Consider the following 25,544-nt stretch of genomic DNA (forward strand, 5'->3'; position numbering starts at 1 on the left):
GGAAGCGCACGTTAAACTGTCCTTTTGTCCTCCTGACTGCCAGGTGCAGCGGGAGGATATTCACATCATGGAATAGGAGTGAATGAGATGAATGACATGCAGTTATATGATTTAACAAATGCGCAGAAGCGTATATGGTATACCGAATTACTCTACCCAGATACGTCAGTGTCACAGCTTTCCGGTACAGCTAAGATGAAGGGGCATATCAATATTGCTGCCTTTATGCAGTCCATTAATTTGATTATCAAACAGTATGATGCATTCCGCATCCGTATTACCTCAGTGGATGGAGTGCCTCAGCAGTACGTCGTTCCTTATGAAGAGAGACAGTTGGAGTGCCTCGATCTTAGCCACTATGAAAGTGTATCTGAGGTGGAAGCCTTACTTGAGCAACACAAAAGGAAACCCTTGCCCCTGCTGGATTCTGAGCTCTTCCAGTTTTTAATTGTGAAGATTAGCGAGGAAGAGTATTGGATTAATATCAAGATGCACCATATTATTTCTGACGGAATATCAATGGTGGTCTATGGCAATCAGCTAACAGCATTTTACATGGAGTTAATTCAAGGAAATGAACCGAAGCTGGGCGACGATTGCTCGTATATTCAATATATTGCAGATGAGAATGCATACGAACTTTCTGACAGATACCAAAAGGATAAGGCATACTGGCTGGATAAATTTTCTGATTTGCCTGAGCTTACGGGTTGGAAGTCATATAATCCGTTATCTTTAAGCACCCACGCCGTTCGGGAGCATTTTACCGTACCAGAAGTGCTATATCACGAGCTGCAAGCATTTTGCCAACAGAATAGGATTTCTTTGTTCCAGTTCTTCATGGGTGCGATGTATATCTACATACACAAAATGACGAATCAGCCGGATGTGGTGATTGGCACTTCGTTCGCTAACCGGGGGAACAAAAAAGAGAAGCAAAAGATAGGTATGTTCGTCAGCACCGCTGCTGCCAGAACATACGTCAAAAAGGATATAGATGTATTGAGCTTCCTGCAGGATGTAGCCAGAGATCAGATGTCAGTCCTGCGGCATCAGAAATATCCATACAATCAGTTAATTCAGGATCTTAGAGAAATGCATGGGAACAAGGATATTCAGCGGCTTTTTGGCGTTTCAATGGAATATCGTCTTATCAATTGGGTTGATTTGGATGATGTGCGTATTTTGACAGATTATGATTTCTGCGGGGACGAAGTGAACGATTTCGTGCTTCATATCGTAGAGATCCTGGATGAAGGCGAACTGGTACTGGATGTCGATTATCGGACAGAGCTGTTTGAACGCAGTGAAGTTAAGGACATGGTTTCCCAGTTGCTTACGATCGCCGAGCAGATCATTCATTCACCTCAGCTTTCTATTGCAGAGGTAAACTTATTGGGTGAACCAGAAGAGCAATCCATTTTGGCTCTTTCGGAAGGTGCTGCAGTCGATTATCCACGTGAGAAGACCATCCATGGCTTATTCGAAGAACAAGCCGAGCGCACGCCAGATCACGTAGCCGTTCAGATGGAAGAGCAGAGCATTACATACCTAGCTCTAAACGAGCAGGCTAACCAGCTTGCGAGATATTTGCGCTCCGAGGGAGTAGGAGCAGATACGCTCGTAGGGATTATGGCTGACCGTTCCTTGGAGATGGTCATCGGGATGTTGGCCATTTTGAAAGCAGGTGGTGCCTATGTACCGATTGACCCCGATTATCCGGAAGAACGTATCCATTATATGCTGGAGGATTCAGGTGTTCGTCTGTTGCTCACCCAAAGTCATCTATGGGAGAGCACCACTTTTGACGGAAAGCTTGTGAGTCTGGACGAAGCTACAATGTATACAGGAGATGCTTCCAATCTGGAGAGTATTTCGGGACCAAGCCATCTAGCCTATGTTATCTACACGTCGGGTACGACCGGCAAGCCGAAGGGCACGCTGATTGAACACAAAAATGTAGTTCGACTGCTCTTTAACGATAAAAATCTATTTGATTTCAGCTCTCAGGATACGTGGACGCTGTTCCATTCGTTCTGCTTCGATTTCTCTGTTTGGGAGATGTACGGAGCGCTTCTTTACGGAGGGAAATTGGTGATTGTTCCATCTCTCACAGCCAAGAGCCCAGCAGCTTTCCTGGAGTTGTTGAAAGACAACCAAGTCACCATCTTAAATCAGACGCCGACGTATTTTTATCAGGTGCTACAGGAAGAGTTAACGCACTCTTCGACAGAGCTTGGCCTTAGAAAAATCATTTTTGGTGGAGAGGCCTTAAGTCCATCTCTTCTGAGAAACTGGCGGGTCAAGTATCCTGATGTACAGCTGATTAATATGTACGGAATTACGGAAACAACGGTTCATGTCACCTATAAGGAAATCACGGAACATGAGATTGAAGCGGGGAAAAGCAATATTGGCAGAACGATCCCCACACTTAGTGCTTATATTCTCGATGAGCAAAGACGGCTACAGCCTGTTGGGGTTCCGGGAGAGCTATACATTGCGGGGGACGGTCTTGCCCGTGGGTATTTGAATCGGCCGGATTTGACGTCTGAGAAATTCGTTGAGCATCCGTATCGGGCGGGAGAGCGGCTGTACCGAACTGGGGATCTTGCTCGTTGGTTGCCTGATGGCAATATTGAATATTTGGGGCGGATCGACCATCAGGTCAAAATTCGCGGCTACCGAATTGAGCTTGGCGAGGTAGAAGCCCAAATTCTCAAGGCTCCGAACGTACGGGAAACGATTGTCCTCGCACGGGAAGACGAACAGGGCCAAAAATTGCTGTGCGCCTACTATGTAGCCTCCAGTGATCTTTCACCGGGGGAATTGCGGTCTCAGCTGGCGGCGGAACTCCCCGCTTACATGATTCCTTCTTATTTTGTCCGGATGGAGCAAATGCCGCTTACACCAAATGGCAAACTGGATCGCCGTGCGTTGCCGGCTCCTGAAAGCAGCGTACAATCCGGTGAGGCTTATTTGGCTCCGAGAACTGCTGTGGAAGCTCAGATGGTACTCATCTGGCAAGATATCTTGGGCGTTGCTCGTGTCGGTGTCAGAGATAATTTCTTTGAAATTGGTGGTCACTCTTTGCGGGCAACAGTGCTCGTTTCACGGATTCACAAAGAATTGGGATGTAGCATTTCGCTGCGTGAGGTGTTTCAGTCACCTACGGTCGAATCCTTGGCGCAACTTGTGAAAAAACACATTCCGACCATGTACGAATCCATCCCACAGGCAACGGAAAGCGAAGCTTACCCAGTGTCCTCGGCGCAAAAGCGGTTATACGTGCTGAGACAGATGGACGGGGGAGAGCTCAGCTACAATATGCCAGGGGTCTTCACAGTGGATGGACCGTTGGATCGCACGCGGCTGGAGTCTGCGTTCCAGGCACTGATCCAGCGTCATGAATCCCTGAGAACCGGCTTTTATATGCAGGATGGAGAGCTTGTTCAGCGTGTGCATAGGAATGTGCCGTTTGCGTTGAACTACACAGAGGCTTTGGTGGAGGAGACGGATACGCTCATTCACAACTTTATTCGTGCCTTTGATCTGAGCCAGGCTCCATTACTGCGTGTTAGCTTGGTGAAGCTCCAGGAGGAGCGTCATCTGTTGCTGTTTGATATGCATCACATCATTTCAGATGGGGTTTCTATTCAAATATTGATAGAGGAACTTACTCATTTGTATCAAGGAGAACAGCTACCAGAGCTGCACATCCAGTACAAGGATTATGCCGTATGGCAACGGGAACAGTCAGAGAACCAATGGCAAGATCTTGAGAAATATTGGTTGCAATCCTTTGAAGGAGAGTTGCCGGTATTGGATTTGCCTACAGACTTCCAACGACCTTCAGTTCGGAGCTTCGAGGGTAGCCGAATTGATTTTACATTGGATGAGTCTGGAAATAAGGCGATACAAGAGCTTGCATCCCGTACAGGTACTACACTGTATATGGTATTGCTGGCCGCTTATTCGGTACTACTGCACAAATATACAGGACAGGAGGACATCGTCGTAGGTTCTCCAGTAGCCGGAAGACCGCAGGCTGAGCTTGAGGGCATCATCGGGATGTTTGTCAACACACTGGCCTTGCGCAGCTACCCGGCAGGAGATAAAACCTTTCAGGATTATCTTCTGGAAATCAAGGAAACGGCGCTCAAGGCGTTTGAGCATCAGGATTACCCTTTTGAAAAATTGGTCGAAAAGCTGGGCGTAGGACGTGATGTCAGCCGCAATCCGCTCTTTGACACCTTATTGGTATTACAAAATACCGAGCAGGAAGAGCAGGAAATGGACGGAGTGCACTTTACTCCTTACTTGATGGACACCGTCACAGCCAAATTTGACCTGTCTCTCAATGTAGAGGAGAAGGGTTCAAAATTAGCCTTTGGCCTCGAGTATAGTACGGCTTTATATCGGCGTGAAAGTGTAGAGCGACTTGCAACGCACTTGCTGCGGGTTCTGCATGCAGTCTCGGCCAATCCTCAGTTGCAACTGGCCGAGATTGAAATGATCACACCGGAGGAGAAAGTACAGATCGTTGAAGTATTTAACGCGACATCGGCTCCTTATCCAAGGGACAAGACCATTCATGAGCTGTTCGCAGAACAAGTCAAGCGTACACCAGAGCAGACGGCGCTTGTATTCGGCGATGTCCAGCTAACGTATCTTGAATTGCAAGACAAGGCGAGCCGACTGGCCCAAACACTGCGTCGTTTGGGAACGTTGAGGGAGCAGCCTGTGGCCGTGATGGGCGGACGAAGCATCGAGATGGTCATTGGTATGCTCGCGGTGCTTCAAGCGGGTGGAGCCTATGTGCCGATCGATCCTGATTACCCGGAAGATCGGGTTCGTTATATGCTTGATGATTCCGACGCCAAGCTATTATTGGTGCAAAAGGGCGAGCTTATAAGTGTAGACTACGGTATACCGATTGTCGATCTTAGCAGTGAAGAGGCTTATGCTGCTGAGCCTGCCCAGCCGGAGACGGCTCAGGGATCGCGGGGGCTTGCTTATGTCATCTATACATCGGGTACGACGGGTAGACCGAAGGGCGTTATGGTTGAACACCGGAACGTGGTCCGTCTGGTCAAAGAGACCAACTATGTGGAGCTGAATGAATCCACACGAATTTTGCAGACAGGAGCCGTGGCCTTTGATGCTTCTACATTCGAAATATGGGGAGCGTTGCTTAACGGTGGGCAGCTCTATTTTGTAGAGAATGACGACATTCTGATTGCTGATAGGCTCAAAGCGGCTATTGCCAAGTACGGGATTACAACATTGTGGCTTACTTCACCGCTTTTCAATCAGCTTTCCCTGCAGGATGAGTACCTGTTCAGAGGGCTAAAAGCATTGTTAGTCGGTGGTGACGTACTGTCCCTATCTCATATGAATCGTGTAATCGAGGCTAATCCTGATCTTGTCCCTATCAATTGCTATGGTCCGACAGAGAATACGACCTTCTCCACCACCTACGAGATTCCAGGTCGTGCCGAAGGGGGCGTGCCGATTGGTCGTCCAATTAGTAATTCGACCGCTTATGTGGTCAATGGATCGCTGCAATTACAGCCTATTGGTGCTTGGGGTGAACTCATTGTCGGCGGTGAAGGTGTAGCGCGCGGATATCTCAATCGTCCTGATCTCACAGCAGAGAAATTTGTCCCTAGTCCTGTGAAGGACGGAGAACCCTGCTACCGAACTGGGGATTTGGTACGCTGGCTTCCAGATGGTAATTTGGAGTTTAAAGGAAGAATTGATGAGCAGGTCAAAATACGTGGTTACCGCATCGAACTCCCTGAAATCGAGGCCCAACTGGCCAAGGTGGAGTCGGTAAGCGACGCCGTAGTGGTCGTTCGCGCGGATGAGCTTGGCGAGAAGCAGCTTTGCGCTTATTATGTGGCGGATCGTACGCTCACGGCAGGCGAAGTACGTCTTTCCCTATCGCAGGTACTTCCGGGCTATATGATTCCATCCTACTTTATCCAGATGGACCGTATGCCATTAACGTCAAACGGAAAAGTGGACCGCAGGTCTCTGCCAGCTCCTCAAGTAGGCGCGCATACAGGACGGAAGTATACAGCTCCTCGTACACCGGCTGAAGAAGCTTTGGCATCTGTCTGGCAAGGGGTACTGGGTGCCGAACAGGTGGGTATCCATGACAATTTCTTTGAATTGGGCGGAGACTCCATAAAAGCTATTCAGGTGTCGTCACGGTTACTGCAGGCCGGCTATCGGTTAGAGATGAAGCAGCTGTTCAAATCGCCAACCATTGCCGAGCTAGGCGCGGAAATACAAACGGCTGTGCATATGGCTGAACAGGGAGTTGTGCGTGGAACGACTCGCTTGACTCCAGTCCAACAGTGGTTCTTTGGACGGAAGCAGGCAGAACCTCATCACTTCAATCAAGCGGTTATGCTGTATCGTGAACAGGGATTTGAAGAAAGGGCCTTGCATCAGGTGCTAAGAAAACTCGCTGAGCATCATGACGCCCTTCGCATGGTTTTCCGTCAGACAGAGCATGGCTACGAAGCTTGGAATCGTGATCTTGAAGAAGGAGAGCTGTATAGCCTGTTCACCGCTGATTTACGGCATGAATCCGATCCGGCTGCAGCCATTACATCGCTGTCGGATGACATTCAGCGCAGTATCAATCTGGCAGAAGGTCCGCTGCTGAAGTTAGGACTTTTCCATTGTCAGGATGGAGACCACCTTCTGATCGTGATCCACCATTTGGTGGTGGACGGAGTATCCTGGCGGATTTTGTTCGAGGATATTGCAGCAGGCTATGAGCAGGTGATTCAAGGACAAGCGCTGATATTCCCGCAGAAGACGGATTCCTTCCGTGACTGGGGAGAAGCCCTTGCTCGTTATTCGGAAGGTCCTGAAATGGAGACTCATCGGGCGTATTGGAGAGAGCTGGAGGATCAGCCTTTCGAACAGTTGCCGAAGGATGAGACTGTGGAAAGCCTTCTTTTACAGGATAGCAAAGTAGTAACAGCACAATGGACTCTAGAAGAAACCGACCAATTGTTGAGAAAAGCCCATCGTGCTTATCAAACAGAGACGAATGATCTGCTATTGACTGCTCTGGGCATGGCGGTATCCAAATGGTCTGGCATCGGAAAGGTTGCTGTGAATCTGGAAGGACACGGTCGTGAGCCGATTATACCGAATATCGACATCACCCGAACCGTAGGCTGGTTTACAAGTCAATATCCGGTGATTTTAGACTTGGGGGATAACCCGGAAGTGGCCTCCTTGATCAAGTCTGTGAAAGAAGGGCTGCGCCGAATTCCGAACAAAGGTATTGGCTACGGGTTGCTTAAAACGATGGCAAGTCAGTTGGATGAAGACAGCTTCAGCTTGCAGCCTGAGATTTCTTTTAACTATTTGGGGCAATTTGATCAGGATTTGCAAGGGAGCTCGTTGCAGATTTCTCCTTATCCGACTGGAAGCGCCCAAAGCTTGTTGGAGGAACCGGCCTATACGCTAGATATCAATGGTATGGTGACGGACGGAGCCCTGACTCTGACGATTACTTATAACGGAAAACAGTATAAGTCATCTACGATGGAACAGCTCGCTGGATATATTGAAGAAAGCCTGCGAGAACTTCTCCAGCATTGCGTAACCCAAGAAAAAACCGTATTGACACCAAGCGACGTGCTTGCGAAGGGTCTAAGCATTGCCGATCTGGAGGAGCTTTCTAAGCAGACCAGCCACATAGGCGATATTGAGAATGTATATAGTCTGACACCGATGCAGAAGGGCATGCTGTTCCATGATATGTTTGAGCCGCATACAGGTGCTTATTTTGAGCAGGCTGCCTTTGACTTTAAGGGTAGCTTTGATCCGGCCGCCTTCGGACACAGTCTGGATGCAGTGGTGGAGCGTCATGCCATCCTGCGTACGAACTTTTACAGCGGATGGGGCAGCGAGCCCCTGCAGGTTGTATTTCGGCACAGAGGCGCTAAATTGGTGTACGAAGACCTGCGGGAGATGAATGCATCGCAGCGCGAAGCTTACCTGAAGACATTTGGTGCTAAGGACAAAGCACTGGGCTTCAACCTGGCTGAAGACGAGCTTCTCCGTGTATCCATTTTACAAACAGATGAAGAGAGCTTCCGTCTCTTATGGAGCTTTCACCACATCGTCATGGATGGGTGGTGTGTTCCGTTAATTACGCAGGAGGTATTTGAACACTATTTTGCCCTCCTGGAAGGAAGAGAGCCGCAGTTGGCAGAGGTTCATCCGTACAGTCGATATATCGAATGGCTCGAACAGCAGGATGAAGCAATTGCGTCCAACTATTGGAGCCGATATCTGGCCGGTTACGAGCAGCAGACACTTTTACCTCAAGTCGGTGGAGCAAATAAGGGAGAAGGCTATATAGCAGAAAAGCTGAATTATCCTCTCAGCAGGGAATTGACTGGGTGCCTTGAAAAGGTGGCCAGGGATGCTCATGTCACGATGAATATATTGCTGCAGTCCCTCTGGGGCATTGCGCTTCAACGCTATAACGGTAGCCGAGATGTCGTGTACGGAAGTGTAGTATCAGGCAGACCCGCAGAAATTCCGGGCATTGATCGGATGATCGGTTTGTTCATCAATACGATTCCCGTTCGTGTGAAGACAGAGGAGAATCTCCCCTTCACCGTTCTGATGAAGCAGCAGCAGGAACAATACATGGCTTCTCATATGTATGACACCTACCCGTTGTTTGAGATTCAGGCTCAGACGGATCAGAAGCAGGATCTAATCTCCCACATTATGGTGTTTGAGAACTATCCTGTGGAGGAGGAGGTAGAGCGTCTGGGTGGTGGCGAGGCTGCCTTTGAGATTGAGGAAGCGGAGCTTCTTGAGCAAACGAATTATGATTTTAATTTAATTGTCCTCCCTGGCGAAGAAATGAGATTGCTGTTCCAGTACAATGCACTTGTTTATGACCCAGTGACAATTGAGCAAATCAAGGGCCATCTGGTTCACCTCATGGAACAAATTGTAGAGAACCCTGCCATTTCCGTGGATGCACTAGAATTAGTCACGCCGCAGGAGAGAGAACAGATTCTGAACGTATGGGGAAATACAAAAGGCATTTACGAGCACTGTAACACGTTCCACGGGCTGTTGGAGGAACAGGCGGGACGAACGCCGGACGCGACTGCCATTTGGTTCAAGGACGAGAGTCTGACCTATGCCGAGCTCAATGCAAAAGCCAATGGACTGGCGAGAGGGCTCCGTACTCAGGGAATCAAGACGGGAGACCTGGTGGGACTGATTGCTGAACGGTCGCTCGAAATGATCGTTGGGATCTACGGCATTATGAAAGCCGGGGGTGCCTATGTTCCAATCGACCCAGAGTATCCGAAAGAACGAATCAGTTACATGCTTGAAGATTCCGGGGCGAAGCTAATCCTTACACAGGCCCATCTCTTGGAGCATCTCGGATGGACGGAAAATGTTTTGCTGCTGGATGAATCATCGACCTATGATGCCGATACCTCGAATTTGGAGGCTACTGCTGGACCGGATGATCTGGCTTACGTGATCTACACTTCAGGTACGACGGGTCAGCCTAAGGGCGTATTAGTGGAGCATCGGGGATTACCAAACCTTTCGGACGTATACGGGACACACTTCGAAGTTACACCGCAGGATCGGATCGTTCAGTTTGCAAGCCTGTCGTTTGATGCATCGATTTCGGAAATTTTAACGGCGCTGAGCCACGGGGCTGTTCTGTGCATCCCTTCTACACAAGATATTTTAGATCATGCCCTGTTCGAGCAGTTCATGAACGATAAGGAGATTACGGTAGCGACTTTGCCACCTGCTTACGCTATCCACCTTGATCCAGAGCGTTTGCCAACACTGCGGTGCCTGCTAACCGCTGGATCGGCCGCATCGGTCGAGTTGATCGAAGAGTGGAGGAAGCATGTACGTTACTCTAATGGCTATGGCCCAACGGAGGACTCCGTATGCACCACCATCTGGTCTGTCCCGGACAGTGAGGAAGCAACGGATATTGTATCTATTGGACGACCTATTGCTAACCATAGTGTGTACATCTTGGATGACCATTTTAGATTGCAACCTGTCGGTGTAGCTGGAGAGCTATGCATTTCGAGTATCGGGTTAGCACGGGGGTATCATAATCGGCCTGAGTTAATGGATGAGAAGTTCGTGGACAATCCATTTGCTCCAGGAGAGCGTATGTATCGGACGGGTGACCTGGTTCGCTGGTTACCGAATGGAACCATCGAGTACTTAGGTCGAATAGATCACCAAGTTAAAATCCGTGGTTACCGTATCGAGCTGGGCGAGGTAGAAGCACAAATGCTCAGAGTGCCGTCCGTTCAGGAAGTCGTAGCCATGGCTGTAGAGGGCGAAGACGGCTACAAAGATCTAGTCGCTTACTTCGAAGCCGCTCAGAAACTTGAGGTATCCGAACTTCGGGCTGTTCTGTCGGAGATGTTACCTGGATATATGATCCCTTCCCGCTTCATACAACTGGAGGACATGCCTCTGACGTCGAACGGAAAAATCGATCGAAAAGCGCTGCAGGGCGAGCGTGGATGGGCAGCGGCTTCATCTGAGGCTCCAAGGACACCTGTGGAAATCCAATTAGCCGAAATCTGGCAAGAGGTGCTGGGTATAGAGAGCGCGGGAGTGAAGGATAATTTCTTCCATTTTGGAGGTCATTCACTGCGTGCAGCCCTGCTAGTCTCACGAATTCGCAAGGAAATGAATCGCGAGATTAGTCTGAGAGCAGTGTTCGAGTCTCCTACTATTGAAGGATTGGCTCGTGCCATTGAGGGCTATACACCGCTGAATTTCGAAGAAATTCCTACAGCGGGAGCGAGAGAGCATTATCCATTGTCCTCGGCCCAAAAACGACTGTTTATTCTAAGTCAGCTGGAAGGTGGAGAGCTGAGCTACAATATGCCGGGTATCCTTACCGTTGAGGGAGCTTTGGATCGGGAACGGCTAGAGCAGGCATTCCGTCGTCTGATTCATCGTCATGGTTCGTTGCGTACTCGTTTTGTGACTGTGAACGGTGAACCTGTACAGCAGCTCCTGACGGATGTTCCGTTTACTGTGGAATATGCGGAGTTGAGCGAGAAAGAGGCAGGAGCTACCCTTCAGCAGTTTGTCCGTCCTTTTGATTTAGGTGTAGCTCCATTGCTGCGGGTCAGCCTTATTCGAATTGCACATGAGCGCCATTTACTATTGTTTGACATGCACCATATTGTCTCAGATGGGGTTTCTATGAATATTCTCATAGAAGAGTTTCTCCGCTTCTACCAAGAGGAGGACGTATTTCCTGAGCTACAGATCCAGTACACAGACTATGCTGTATGGCAGCAAGAGCAGCTCGGAAGCGAGCGTCTTAAGGCCCAGGAAGCTTACTGGCTGGATGCTTTCCGTGGAAGCTTGCCAGTGCTGGATTTGCCAGGAGATGAAGTTCGTCCTGCGGTGCGAAGCTTTGCGGGCGATCGAATCGACTTCCAAATTGATTCTTCTCTGAGTGCTTCACTTCAGGAGCTGGCTACCCGAACGGGTTCCACTCTGTTCATGGTACTGCTGGCAGCCTATACAGCGCTCTTGCACAAGTACACAGGTCAGGAAGATGTCATCGTCGGTTCACCTGTGGCAGGAAGATCCCATGCGACACTCGAAGGCCTCATCGGTATGTTCGTCGGCACAGTGGCACTTCGTACTTATCCAGAAGGAGAGAAGCCTTTCGAGGCTTATCTGCAGGAAGTGAAGGAAACAGCGCTGCGGGCCTATGAAAACCAGGATTACCCGTTCGAGGAGCTGGTAGAAAAGCTGGAGCTTCAGCGTGATTTGAGCCGTAACCCGCTATTTGATACTATGTTTGTCCTGCAAAATATCGAGCAGGGAGAACAAGAAATAGAAGGATTGCGCTTCACTCCTTACGATAATGTACATCCGGCTGCCAAGTTCGATCTTACGCTGACCGTGAGTGAAGCAGACGGGGCATTGAACTGCACGCTTGAGTATGCGACTGCGATCTACAAGCAAGAGACTGCTGAGCGGATGGCAGGCCACTTTGTACAGCTTATTCGGGAAGCCATAGCCAATCCGGCACTGCCGTTGTCATCCCTTGATATCGTGACACCTCAGGAAAAATCAAGGCTGATGAAAGCGCCGGACGAAGCCAAGGCAGATTATCCTCGTGACAAGACGATCCATGCGCTGTTCGAGGAGCAGGCCGCACGTACTCCGAATGCAGTGGCAGTCGTATGTGAAGATGCAGCCCTGTCCTACAGCGAGCTGAACGAGCGGGCCAATGGACTTGCCCGAACGCTGAGAGAACGTGGTTTGCAACCAGACGGTTTGGCTGGAATTATGGCGGATCGTTCCCTTGAAATGGTGGTCGGAATTTTAGCCATCTTGAAGGCAGGCGGGGCCTATGTCCCTGTAGACCCTGAATATCCAGAGGACCGCATTCGCTTTATGCTTGAGGATTCGGGTGCCAAGCTACTGCTGACACAAGCGCATCTGGAGCAACGTGTCTCCTTCGCCGGGGATATCGTAAGTCTGGACAAAACGGCTTCCTACAAGGAGGATGTCTCAAACCTGCAGCCTGCAGCCGGACCGGAGCATCTTGCCTACGTCATCTACACATCGGGTACGACAGGCAAGCCAAAGGGTACGCTGATTGAGCATAAAAATGTAGTTCGCTTGCTCTTTAATGATAAAAATATGTTTGACTTTGGTCCTCAGGATACGTGGACACTGTTCCATTCATTCTGTTTTGACTTCTCTGTATGGGAAATGTACGGAGCATTGCTGAACGGAGGACGGTTGGTCATCGTTCCATCGCTTACCGCGAAGAGTCCAGATCGTTTCTTGCAATTGCTTAAGGATCAGAAGGTCACCGTTTTGAACCAGACACCGACGTACTTCTATCAGTTGCTACAGGAAGAGCTTGGTCATCAGGCGGCAGAACTGAGCCTCCGTATGATTATCTTCGGTGGAGAGGCATTAACCCCGGCCCTGCTCAAGGACTGGAGAACGAAGTATCCGCAAGTGCAACTCATTAACATGTACGGCATTACCGAAACGACCGTACATGTAACCTACAAGGAAATTACAGAGTTGGAAATTGAACAGGGCCGCAGCAATATCGGCACCACGATTCCGACGCTGCGAGCGTACATTTTGGATGAACAACGCCGTCCACAGCCGATTGGTATTCCGGGTGAACTCTATGTGGCGGGCGTAGGTCTGGCGCGAGGTTATCTGAACCGACCGGAATTGACGGAAGAGAAGTTTGTCGCTCATCCGTTTGAAGCGGGCGAGCGCATGTACCGCTCGGGTGACTTGGCACGCTGGTTGCCGGATGGCAGCATGGAGTATTTGGGACGGATTGACCATCAGGTAAAAATCCGTGGTTACCGTATCGAGCTGGGCGAAGTGGAAGCGAAGCTGCTCCATGCTCCGTCTGTAAGGGAGGCCGTTGTGCTCGCCCGGGAGGATGGAAGTGGACAAAAAGTGCTTGTCGGCTATTTCACTGCCGATCAGATGCTGACGGTAGGCGAGTTGAGAAAAGCCTTGGCTGCCGAACTGCCGACTTATATGATTCCATCTTACTTTATGCAATTGGAACAGATGCCTTTGACGCCAAATGGCAAGCTGGATCGCAAAGCGCTTCCGGCTCCGGAGACCAATGTGCAGACTGGAGCGGTTTATGAACCGCCAAGGACGAAGGCTGAGGAAGCTTTGGCTTCCGTATGGCAAGGTGTGCTGGGAGCGCAGCAGGTCGGCATCCATGATCATTTCTTTGATCTGGGTGGTGATTCCATCAAGGCGATCCAAGTGTCCTCGAGATTGTTCCAAGCCGGATATAAATTAGAGATGAAGGATCTCTTCAAATATCCGACAATTGCCGAGCTAAGCCCGTATCTTCAGGCAGCCGGACGTACAGCGGAACAGGGCGAAATTAAAGGTGCAGCAGAGTTAATGCCAATTCAGCGTTGGTTCTTTGAACGCCATACAGCGGAGCCGCACCATTATAATCATGCCGTCATGCTCTATCGGAAAGACGGCTTTGATGAGGCTGCACTCCGGTTGACAATGGACCAAATTGCGATCCATCATGACGCGCTGCGCATGGTTTTCCGACCTACAGAAGCTGGGTATGCAGCTTGGAACCGGGGAACGGACGAAGGCGAGCTCTACACATTGGACATTGCCGATGTGCGGCAGGCGAAAGACCAGACAGCTGCGGTTCAGGCCCAAGCCGATGCCATTCAGGCAAGCTTTGACTTGGAAGGGGGCCCACTTTTCAAGCTAGGCCTGTTCCATTGTGACGATGGCGATCATTTGTTGATTGTCATTCATCACCTCTTGGTTGACGGCGTATCCTGGCGCATCCTGTTTGAGGACATTGCAGCGGGGTACGAGCAGGCATTGAATGGACAAGCAATCATCCTTCCACAAAAGACCGATTCGTATCTTGTATGGTCTGAGCAAGCGACGAAGTATGCAGCAGGGCCTGCTCTGGACAAGGAGCGTGCATACTGGCAGCTGATCGAGGAGGCGATTTTGGCCCCACTGCCGAAGGATGAGGATCAGAAGCCGGGCACCATTCGGGATACTGAATCGGTTACGGTAACGTGGTCTGCGCAGGAAACAGACCTGCTGTTGCGACAAGCGAACCGGGCGTATCATACGGAGACGAATGACTTGCTCTTGACTGCTCTGGGGGCAGCCATTCAGCGCTGGACAGGCATGGAGCAGATTTTGGTCAATCTTGAAGGGCATGGACGGGAAATGATCGTACCAGACCTGGATATTACCCGTACCGTGGGTTGGTTCACAACCCAGTATCCAGTTCTGCTGAACCTGCAAGGCAGACAGGAAGTATCTGCGCGAATCAAGCGCATCAAGGAGAATTTGCGAGAGGTTCCGCACAAAGGAATCGGCTACGGTCTTCTGAAGTATATGGCACCGGAGAAAAGTGTCGGATTCGGCGTGGAGCCGGAGATTTCCTTCAATTATCTTGGGCAGTTTGATCAGGATTTGGAGGGTAATGCCCTTAGCCTATCCACGCATTCAGTGGGTAAGGCGCTCAGCGATCTCACACCACAGCAATATGCTCTGGATGTGAATGGCATGATTGCTGAAGGACAGCTATCACTGACGATTACGTACAGCAGCAGGCAGTATCGTAACGAGACGGTGAGTCATTTTGCTGAATTATTACAGTCAAGCCTTAGTGAGGTCATCCGGCATTGTGTGGCTCAGGAGCGTTCACAGCTTACACCAAGTGATGTTCTGTTCCAAGGATTAACATTGGAGCAGCTTGATCGACTCACGGCGCAGACGGCTCACATCGGAGAGATTGAGGATGTGTATAAGCTGACGCCAATGCAGAAGGGAATGCTGTTTCACAGCCTGCTGGAGCCGGACTCCTCTTCATACTTCGAACAGGCAACGTTTGAGTTGCGTGGTAGCTTCGATGTAGATATCTTCTTCGAGAGCTTCCAGGCTTTGGTGCAACGACATGCCATACTACGTACCGGATTTTACAACAACATTGCTGATGTACCGCTGCAAGTTGTCTTTAAGCAACGGTTAATCCCTCTGCACTACGTAGATTTGCGCGACGCATCTATGCAGGAACAAGAAGCCCGAATCAAGGCTTATATTGCTGAAGATATGGTTAAGGGGTTCAGCTTGTCAGAAGATCCGCTGATGCGAGTGACCGTCTTGCAGAAGGATCAAAGCTGTCTTGTATTGTGGAGCTTCCACCATATTGTCATGGATGGCTGGTGTATCCCGATCATTACACAGGAGCTGTTCGATTATTATTCTGCCAAGAAACAGAAATTACAGCCTGTCCTGCCGCCAGCTCAGCCCTATAGCCGTTATATCGAGTGGCTTGATGCACAGGATGATCAAGAAGCTTCAACGTATTGGAGCCAATATCTTGAAGATTATGACGGGAATACTGTATTGCCGGAAGGTAAAACGAAATCTCAAGCAAAAGAAGCGGGCTATGTTCTAAAAGAGCATGTTCTCCATCTGGGTGCATCTTTGACAGGTAAAATGGATGTTGTCGCGAAGCGCAATCACGTGACCGTCAACACACTCATGCAGACAGCTTGGGGACTGATTCTTCAACGTTATAATGCCAGCTCGGATGTCGTTTTCGGCGGCGTTGTGTCGGGTAGACCCGCTGAGATTGCAGGGATCGAAAATATGGTGGGTCTGTTCATCAATACAGTACCTATCCGTGTACAGTCATCCAAAGACGAAGCCTTTGTCGAGGTGATGAAACGTACACAGGCACAGTCTTTGGCTGGTCGTGCCTACGATACCTATCCACTGTATGAGATTCAGGGGAAAACAACCCAAAAGCAGGACTTGATTTCTCATATTATGATCTTTGAAAATTACCCGCTCGACGAGCAGGTGGAGCAATCGGGTAATCAAACGGAGGACAATCTCGAAGTTGCCAACTTCACCATGTTTGAACAAACCAATTATGACTTTAACCTGGTTGTGATTCCAGGCGAAGACATCAAGGTCTGCATTCGCTATAATGCTTCGGTTTACGAGCAAGAAAGCATTGCACGTATCGGAGGACACTTGTTGCAGATGCTCGATCAGGTGGCTGCTCGTCCGCAGGCGACGATACAGGAACTGGAGATTGTAACATCTGAGGAACGGATGAACCTGCTTGACTGGGGTGGCAAGGCCCATACCTATCCAAGTGATCAGGGTCTGCATACCTTGTTTGAAGAACAGGTTGTCCGTACGCCGGATAAGATTGCGGCTGTAAATGGGGACACTCAGATCACGTATCGGGAGCTGAACGAGCAGGCGAACAGACTAGCTTCCACCTTGATAGACCAAGGACTACGGAGTGAACAAGTGGTAGGTCTGTTGGCAGATCGGTCTGTAGAGCTGCTTGTCGCCATCATGGGTGTACTCAAAGCGGGTGGAGCCTATGTACCTATTGATCCTGAATATCCGCAGGAGCGGATTCAGTATATTCTGAAGGATTCTGGCGCTGAAATTCTGCTCACACAGAGCCACCTGACGGAGTTGGCCTCTTTTGAGGGAACGGTTATGGAATTGGATTCCCCGCACATCTACGGAACCGAGGTGGATAATCCCAATATTCCTGTTGGAGGAAACGATCTGGTGTATTTAATCTATACCTCGGGTACAACCGGAAATCCGAAGGGAACCATGATTAACCACAAAGGAATCGTGAACTACATCTGGTGGGCCAATAAGGTCTATTGTGCAGGGCAACCAACGGACTTCCCGCTGTATTCATCCATTTCGTTTGACTTGACGATGACATCAATCTTTACTCCGTTAATAAACGGAGGAATAGTACGAATTTATGATGGTATAGATAAAGCGGAGGTTGTACAGCATATTTTGCGCGAAAATGCGGTGGACATTCTCAAGCTAACGCCGACTCATCTCAGTCTGATTAAAGATATGGCCATTCCGGCGGAAAGTCGCATTCAGCAGCTTATTGTGGGTGGAGAGAATTTGACCACGCATTTGTCGAAAACCATTACAGATCTCTTTGGCGGCAACATCAAAATCTACAATGAATATGGTCCAACCGAAACGGTTGTCGGCTGCATGATTCACCTGTACGATCCTGCGAAGGATACACGTGAATCTGTACCGATTGGACTGCCAGCGGACAATATATACATTCATATCCTGGATGAACAGCTTCGTCTCGTACCGTTAGGTGTGGAGGGCGAAATGTACATCGCCGGGGACGGGGTAGCCCGTGGATATCTGAACCGTCCTGAGCTTACCGCAGATAAATTCATTAGAAATCCGTTCGCTTCGGAAGGAAATATGTATCGCACTGGGGATTTGGCTCGTCGCCTTCCTAATGGAGACATTGAGTACATTGGACGCATTGACCATCAAGTTAAAATACGGGGCTATCGTATTGAGCTTGGTGAGATTGAGGCCAAGCTGCTGGACATTCCACTTGTCGAGGAAGCTCTCGTTGTTGCGTGGGCAGATGCTCATGGGCAGAAATCGCTGTGTGCTTACTTCGTAGCTGATCGCGAAATGTCTGTCAGCGAGCTGAGAAACGAACTGTCTGCCGGACTGCCTGCATATATGATTCCGTCTTACTTTGTCCAACTGGACGTGATGCCTCTGACACCGAATGGTAAGGTGGATCGCAAGGCACTGCCTGAACCGAACTCGGGCATAAAGGCGGGAGCAGACTTTACCGCTCCGCGCACGGATGTGGAGAACATTTTGGCTTCAATCTGGCAGGGTGTACTCGGCGTGCCGCTTGTCGGCATCCATGATAACTTCTTTGAGCTTGGAGGTGACTCGATCAAATCCATTCAAGTATCTTCAAGGCTTCTCCAAGCAGGCTATAAGCTTGAAATGAAGGATTTGTTCGGTTATCCGACAATTGCAGAGCTGGCACAGCGTGTTAGTGTGGTCAGCCGAATTGCGGACCAAAGCGAGGTACACGGAGCGGTAAGACTGGGACCTGCTCAGCACAGATTCTTCGATGAACAGTCGATGGATCTGCATCACTTTAATCAGTCGGTTATGTTGTATCGACGGGATGGCTTCAATACCGATGCACTCGCCGAGGTTGTTCGGAAAATTGCAGAGCATCATGATGCTTTACGACTGGTGTTCCGCCAAGGAGAGCAGGGATTGGAGGCCTGGAACCGGAGCGTAGGTGAGGGTGAACTCTATAGCCTCCAAATTCACGACCTGCGGGATGAGACAGACCCGGCTTCAGCAATAGAAGCGGGTGCGGAAGCCATTCAGCGCAGCATCTCTCTGGAGGATGGACCTCTCTTTAGACTGGGTCTGTTCCGCTGTGCGGACGGCGAACATCTGTTGATCGTTATTCATCATCTGGCTGTGGATGGCGTATCCTGGCGTATCCTCTTTGAGGACCTGCAGGAAGGCTACGAGCAGGCAGCACGTGGAGAAGCGGTCAAGCTTCCACAGAAGACGGATTCGTACCGTGCATGGGTTGAGGGAATCACACAATTTGCGAACAGTCTGGCGGCTGAACAAGAACGCAGCTATTGGGCAGAGGTAGAGGGAGATGGCTTTGTCCCTCTTCCCAAAGACAAGGTAGACGGCGCTCTTCTCATCAAAGACAGTGAGGCTGTCACGGTGAGATGGTCACCAGAAGAGACGGAGCAGTTCCTGAAAGAAGCGAACCGCACTTACAATACGGAGGTCAACGATCTGCTCCTGACGGCTCTGGGTATGGCTGTTCACGAGTGGACGGGAATCGAACGTGTAGGCATCCTTCTGGAGGGACATGGACGGGAGCCTGTTGTGCCGGAACTGGATATTACTCGCACAATAGGCTGGTTTACAAGTCAATACCCTGTCGCCCTTGAGATGGGAGGGGAATTGGAGATCGGCGCCAGAATCAAGCATGTCAAGGAAGGCTTGCGTCGTATCCCGAACAAAGGCGTCGGATATGGTATTTTGAAATATTTAAGTGACGGTTCCGATGTCTCCTCCTTCTCGGCTGAACCTGAGATTACCTTCAACTACTTGGGACAGTTCGACCAGGATCTTGCAGGAGGGATGATGGAAGTATCGTCTTATTCAGTAGGACCTGAGGTCAGTGAGCAGATGGTGCAGCATCAGGCATTGAACATTAATGGACTGATTGCCGAAGGACAGCTTCAACTTTCGGTCAGCTATAACCGTCATCAGCTCGACGGGGAGTCCGTGACTAAGTTTGTTGGCATTCTGAAGAACCGTCTCAGCGAAGTCATTGGACATTGCGTAAGTAAGGAAAGAACAGAACTTACACCAAGCGATGTACTCCTCAAAGATATCAGCTTGGAAAAAATCGAGGAGATAGAAGAGCAGACACGGCATATCGGCAGTATTGAAAATATGTATAAACTGACGCCGATGCAAAAAGGAATGTTGTTCCACAGCTTGCTGGAGCCTCATTCGGAAGTCTACTTTGAGCAGGCCAAATTTGAAATTCAGGGAGCATTCTATCCTGAGGATTTCAAACGTAGCTTAAAATATCTGATGAAACGGCATGCCATATTGAGAACGAATTTCCATGCCGGGTGGGGCGATTTCCCTATTCAGATTGTGTTCAAAGAAAGAGCGTGTGACTTCGTATACGAGGATCTGCACGAGCTGGAAGCCGATGAAATTCAAGCGCGTCTTGCAGCTTATACTGCTCAGGACAAAGCAAGAGGCTTTAATCTTGCTGAAGAAGCATTGCTGCGTGTTGCTATTCTACGTACAGCAGAAGAGGCTTACCATCTGCTGTGGAGCTCTCATCACATCATTTTGGATGGCTGGTGTATGCCGCTTGTGCTCCAGGAAGTGTTTGAGACGTATGGGGTTCTGCGTGAGCAAAGGGAGCCTGAGCTTCCTGCAGCTGTATCGTACAGCCAGTATATTCAATGGCTGGAGAAGCAAGGCGAGGAAGAGGCATCCTCTTATTGGAGAGGGTACCTGGAAGGCTACGAGCAGCAGACGAAGCTGCCACAGGCCATCACACAGCCATCAGCAAAAGCAGAAGCCTACGTGTCGGAGAAGCTGGTATGCACGTTGGATGCGGAACTGACCGATCGCCTGGAACAGGTGGCCAAACAGCATCAGGTGACGATGAATACGCTGATGCAAGCAGCCTGGGGAATCGTGTTGCAACGCTACAATAGAAGCCAGGATATCGTCTTCGGAAGTGTAGTATCGGGAAGACCTGCCGAGATTCCGGGTATCGAAAGCATGATCGGTCTCTTCATTAATACAGTTCCGGTTCGGGTTCAGGCCAAGGGAAGCGATACGTTCTCCCATGTGATGAAAAGACAGCAGGAATTATATTTGGCAGGACATGCTTATGATTCCTATCCGCTCTATGAGATTCAAGCACAGAGCGAACAAAAGCAAGATTTGATTTCTCATATTATGGTGTTCGAAAATTACCCGGTAGAAGAGCATCTGGAAGAGAAAATTGCCAGTGAAGAGGCTGAATACAAAATTACGGATGTTCAGATGTTTGAACAGACGAATTATGATTTTAACCTCATTGTGCTGCCGGGTCGTAATCTGGAGTTCTTGTACCGTTACAATGCCCGCGTCTATGATCGGGAGAGCGTGGAACGAATTCAAGGACACTTGACGAGAATTCTGACAAGCGTTGCTGTTCAACCTGCTATCCGTATTGATGAGCTGGAGCTGATCACGCCAGAAGAGAAATCGCAGATTATAGAGGTGTGGGGCGATACAGCAGCTCCTTATCCGCGTGAGCAGACTCTTCACGGTATATTTGAGGAAAAAGCAGCGCTCACACCGGATCGTACAGCACTTATTTACGGTGAAACGGAGCTTACCTATGGAGAACTTCATCAGCAGGCGAACCGCCTTGCACGTACGCTGCGTGCCCAAGGGGTCAGACCGGACCAACCAGTCGGCATCATGGTCGAGCGCTCGCTTGAGATGATCATTGGTATTCATGCCATTCTAAAAGCTGGCGGGGCCTATGTACCGATTGATCCGGAGTTCCCGGAAGATCGTATTCGCCACATGCTGGAGGATTCGGGAGCGAAGCTTCTGCTGACGAAGAACCATCTCAAAGATCGTTTTCCGTTCACTGGCACGATCCTGGCACTTGATGATCCGCAGACGTATCATGCGGATAGCTCGAATCTGGAGCCAACTGCGGGGCCGGAGCATCTGGCGTATATCATTTACACGTCAGGTTCAACCGGCAAGCCGAAAGGTGTAATGATTGAACATCGCTCTGCCGTCCATACGCTGAGTCAGTTGGAAGCTGAATATCCGATGTTGGCAGGCGACCGTTTCCTGCTCAAAACGACATTCACCTTTGACTTCTCCGTGCCGGAGCTGTTCTGCTGGTTCTTTGGACAGGGGACTCTCGTGATCCTGCCACAAGGCGTGGACAAAGACCCGATGGCACTGCTAGAGGCCGTGGATACGAACCGTATCACGCATCTCAATTTGGTGCCGTCGATGCTCAGTGTGCTCGTTCAATACTTGAAAGAAAGCGGCACCCAAGGATTCCTTACTCTGAAATACCTGTTTGCCTGCGGCGAGACGCTGCCTGCCAAACTTGTGGAAGAGTATTATAAAGTATCTCCTTACGCAGTACTGGAAAACATCTACGGTCCTACGGAAGCAGCCGTATATGCGACTCGGTATACAACGAGCCTTGAGACTGCCGCTCTAACGCATGTGCCGATCGGCAAACCGTACGCTAACGTCCAAGTATGGATGATGGACAGCGCTTCTCAGGTATCACCTGTGGGGGTACCGGGAGAACTCTGCATTGCGGGCGAAGGGGTAGCGCGGGGGTATTTCAACCAGCCGGAACTGACGGCAGAGAAGTTCATTCCTCACCCGTATAAACCGGGAGCACGAATTTACCGAACGGGCGATTTGGCCCGATGGCTGCCAGACGGGAATATTGAGTATTTGGGGCGGATCGATCACCAGGTGAAAATCCGCGGTTACCGCATTGAGCTAGGAGAAGTGGAGGCACAAATTCTGAAGGTGCCATCGGTGCAGGAAGCGGTTGTTCTAGCACTGGCTGACTCCACCGGAAGTACTCAACTTTGTGCATACTTTGTGGCCGAAGAGGGGCTTGCAGCGGGCGTGCTACGCGAAGCACTGGCCAGCGAGCTGCCAAGCTATATGATTCCGACTGCTTTCGTACAGTTGGCACAAATGCCACTGAATCCGAATGGCAAATTGGATCGCAAAGCGCTACCGGCACCGGAAACACTTCTGCGGAGCACAGCGGAGTATATCGCGCCGCGTACGCAGACAGAAGTAGAGCTCGCTCAGATTTGGTCCGAGGTGCTCGGTGTACAGGAAATCGGGATCAGGGATCATTTCTTCGAACTTGGGGGCCATTCCCTGAAAGTATTGGGCTTGATCCAAAGGATTTCGTCCGGTATGGGCGTCCAGCTCCCACTCCAAGTCGTGTTTAATCTGCCGACTGTGGAAGAAATGGCGCATGAAATCTCCAAGTTGCAGGCAACAACTGCTGCTAATGAAGAGGAAATGGAAATTATCCGCTTCCCAGGGAAAGGAACACTCAAAGTGTTTTGCTTCCCTCCACGGGTAGGCCACTCTCTGGGGTACTATGAGATGGCCAAGGAGCTGGAAGGGCTTTGCGAGGTGTACGGGATGGAATTTATCGGCGATCGTTTCCAGGGCCAAGATATGCTGGATCGATACATCGATGCCATCGTGGATATTCAAGCAGAGGGCCCGTATATATTCCTGGGATACTCACTTGGAGGAAATCTCGCCTTCGAGGTAGCTAAAGCCATGGAAAGCCGAGGTCACCATGTTAGCGACCTTATTATGGTAGATGCTATGAGAAAGATGTCCAAGGATGAATCGACACCGGAGGAGCTTGAAGAGATTGTCGAGATGGTACTGGACAGCATTAGGGACCAGTACAAAGCATTCCTCGCCGATCCAGTGGACAGGGAGCGAGTCATGGACAAAATGTTGGTTTACTCCGTCTACCGCGATGAGCTTATTAACTCAGGTGAAGTTCATGCGAATATCCATGCTCTGATTGCAGAGGATGATAGTATTGGTCCAGATACATCATTAGATAAATTGTTATGGCAACAGGCGACACTTGGTCAATACAAAGAATACGAAGTCATCGGAACGCATGATGTGTTGCTTGATTCCGGTTTTATCGGGGAAAATGCTAAAGTACTGAGACAGATACTTGGCAAGGTCACAGAGGCCTCATCTAAAAACAAGCCCATTTTGTCCTAAGCTCAATCAAGCATAATAAGTGTTAGGCAGCAAAGACGCCCGGATTCCTTCATATAGAAGGAACTCGGGCGTCTTTTGTTTTTTAGGCTGTCCTTAACATATAAAGTCCCTAATCATCTGTGTATGCTTTAGACGTGGTTGACTGAAAGTGACTGGTGTCGGTGATGAGTTCACGGATAACTTGGATGACAAGCTCCGGTTGATCATGGATGATCATATGCTCGCTTTTCTTGGCAACAATTAATTTGCTGTTTGTAGAGATGTTAAGCATCTCGCGCTGTCCGATTTGCCAGCTTTGTTCAATCTGATCATTTCCGCGTTTACTAATACCGAACTGAGTCAAATCTTGTTGAATGCCCCGAGCAATTACACGTACAGGGAGATTACCCAGATGCTGTCCCCGTATGGCATCTTCGGTAGTGCTCGCTAGGTCACCCTCCTCTGCAACAGACCGAAAGTATTTAGAAGAAGCGACAATATTCACAAAAGATTTTCTATCTTGATATTCGACCCGACCCGTCAGCATAAAATTGGGGAACAGGCGAAAAGCCCCTGACTTTTCTAGGAGAATGGATATTAACGGGGAGGGATTGACCTTAGGCCGTTCCTTGGCATAAATCTCATTTGTCCGGCGGGCGTCATTTTCAGGCCTGGCATCCACCAGAACCAATCCTGCCACTTCGTCTTTGTATGTCTGCGCGTACAGTCTTGAGTACATCCCTCCGAGGGAATGGCCTACCAGAATATAAGGAGCTTGGATGCCTGCGTTTTTTAAGGCGACATGAAGCTCTCGAACGATGTTTTCCCCGGTTCGTGGAGTAGCAGCCTCCTCGCTCCAGGCATAGCCTGCCCGGTCATAGGATACAACAGTGGCGAATGATGACAGCTTTTCGGGAATATCTCTCCAGGACAGGCTACTTTCCCCGCTCCCTGATTCAAGCAATATTGTCGGAGAGCCGTTACCGAGTTTACGAATATGAAGTCGATAGCCCCCGGCATCAACTAATTCCCCCGGAGGCGGGTATTGTGATTTATCCTTTTTGGATGCAATCCACTCATATACAAATCCAGAGATCACGAAAAGTAGTAAGCAAGAGATGATAAGAAACACAATTCTCGTCCATGTTCGCCTTCGTTGCTTCATTAGAAACCTACTCCTCTATACAGCTATAATTAATCATTACCTAAAGTTGCGTGAAGCAAAAGCTGCTACCGTATGGTCTGTGGCTAGCTCCTTATCTTTTTACCCATCCTTTCTTTGTCAAATCATCAATATTAAAGAAAAAAACAGAATATGCACTTAATTTGTAATGAGCAACACACGTATTCGAGATCATTGAATGGATATCACGTCGTTCTTGGATGCGGATAACTAAGTCCATTTGGCAAAAGTACAGAGTACACAGGGTAAAATTACAACAATAAAGATAGTAAAAAACAATTCATTAAAAAGGGTTGCATTTAAATATACAGAATGGTATACTCTAATTCCGGCCAAGAAATACAATATTACGAGCGAGTGTTACAAAAAAAGATTCTAAAAAATGCTTGCAAAGTTGGTTCGGAAATGATATGATATAAGAGTTGGTGAGGCGAAAAGCCGAATCAACAAAAAGAATGTTTGATCTTTGAAAACTGAACAACGAGTGAGTAAAATGATTTTGCTTGCAAAATCAAACAAGAGATATTTTTATCTCGTCAGTTTCAACATGAGCTTATCGCTCTTTCTA

General features: G+C 49.3%; 2 protein-coding genes. One reads left to right on the top strand and one right to left on the bottom strand.

The window, feature by feature from the left end; all coding sequences use genetic code 11:
* Positions 1-87 precede the first annotated feature (87 nt).
* A complete protein-coding gene (locus C1T21_RS18640) occupies positions 88-23,814 on the top strand; it encodes a non-ribosomal peptide synthetase (protein ID WP_103049298.1) in 23,727 nt (7,908 codons plus the stop codon).
* Positions 23,815-23,923: 109 nt separating this feature from the next.
* Here C1T21_RS18640 and C1T21_RS18645 read toward each other — a convergent pair whose 3' ends face one another.
* Positions 23,924-24,958 carry an alpha/beta hydrolase gene (locus C1T21_RS18645; RefSeq protein ID WP_103049299.1) on the bottom strand — a complete coding sequence of 345 codons (1,035 nt, stop codon included), beginning with the start codon at positions 24,956-24,958 and terminating at the stop codon, positions 23,924-23,926.
* Positions 24,959-25,544 lie beyond the last annotated feature (586 nt).

This window comes from Paenibacillus sp. F4 (assembly GCF_002894905.1).
Lineage (GTDB): Bacteria > Bacillota > Bacilli > Paenibacillales > Paenibacillaceae > Paenibacillus > Paenibacillus polymyxa_B.

What these genes read in the sequence shown, in the direction of transcription:
- C1T21_RS18640 (WP_103049298.1), top strand. Translation starts at nt 88, where the DNA reads ATGAATGACATGCAGTTATATGATTTAACAAATGCGCAGAAGCGTATA.
- C1T21_RS18645 (WP_103049299.1), bottom strand. Translation starts at nt 24,958, where the DNA reads ATGAAGCAACGAAGGCGAACATGGACGAGAATTGTGTTTCTTATCATC.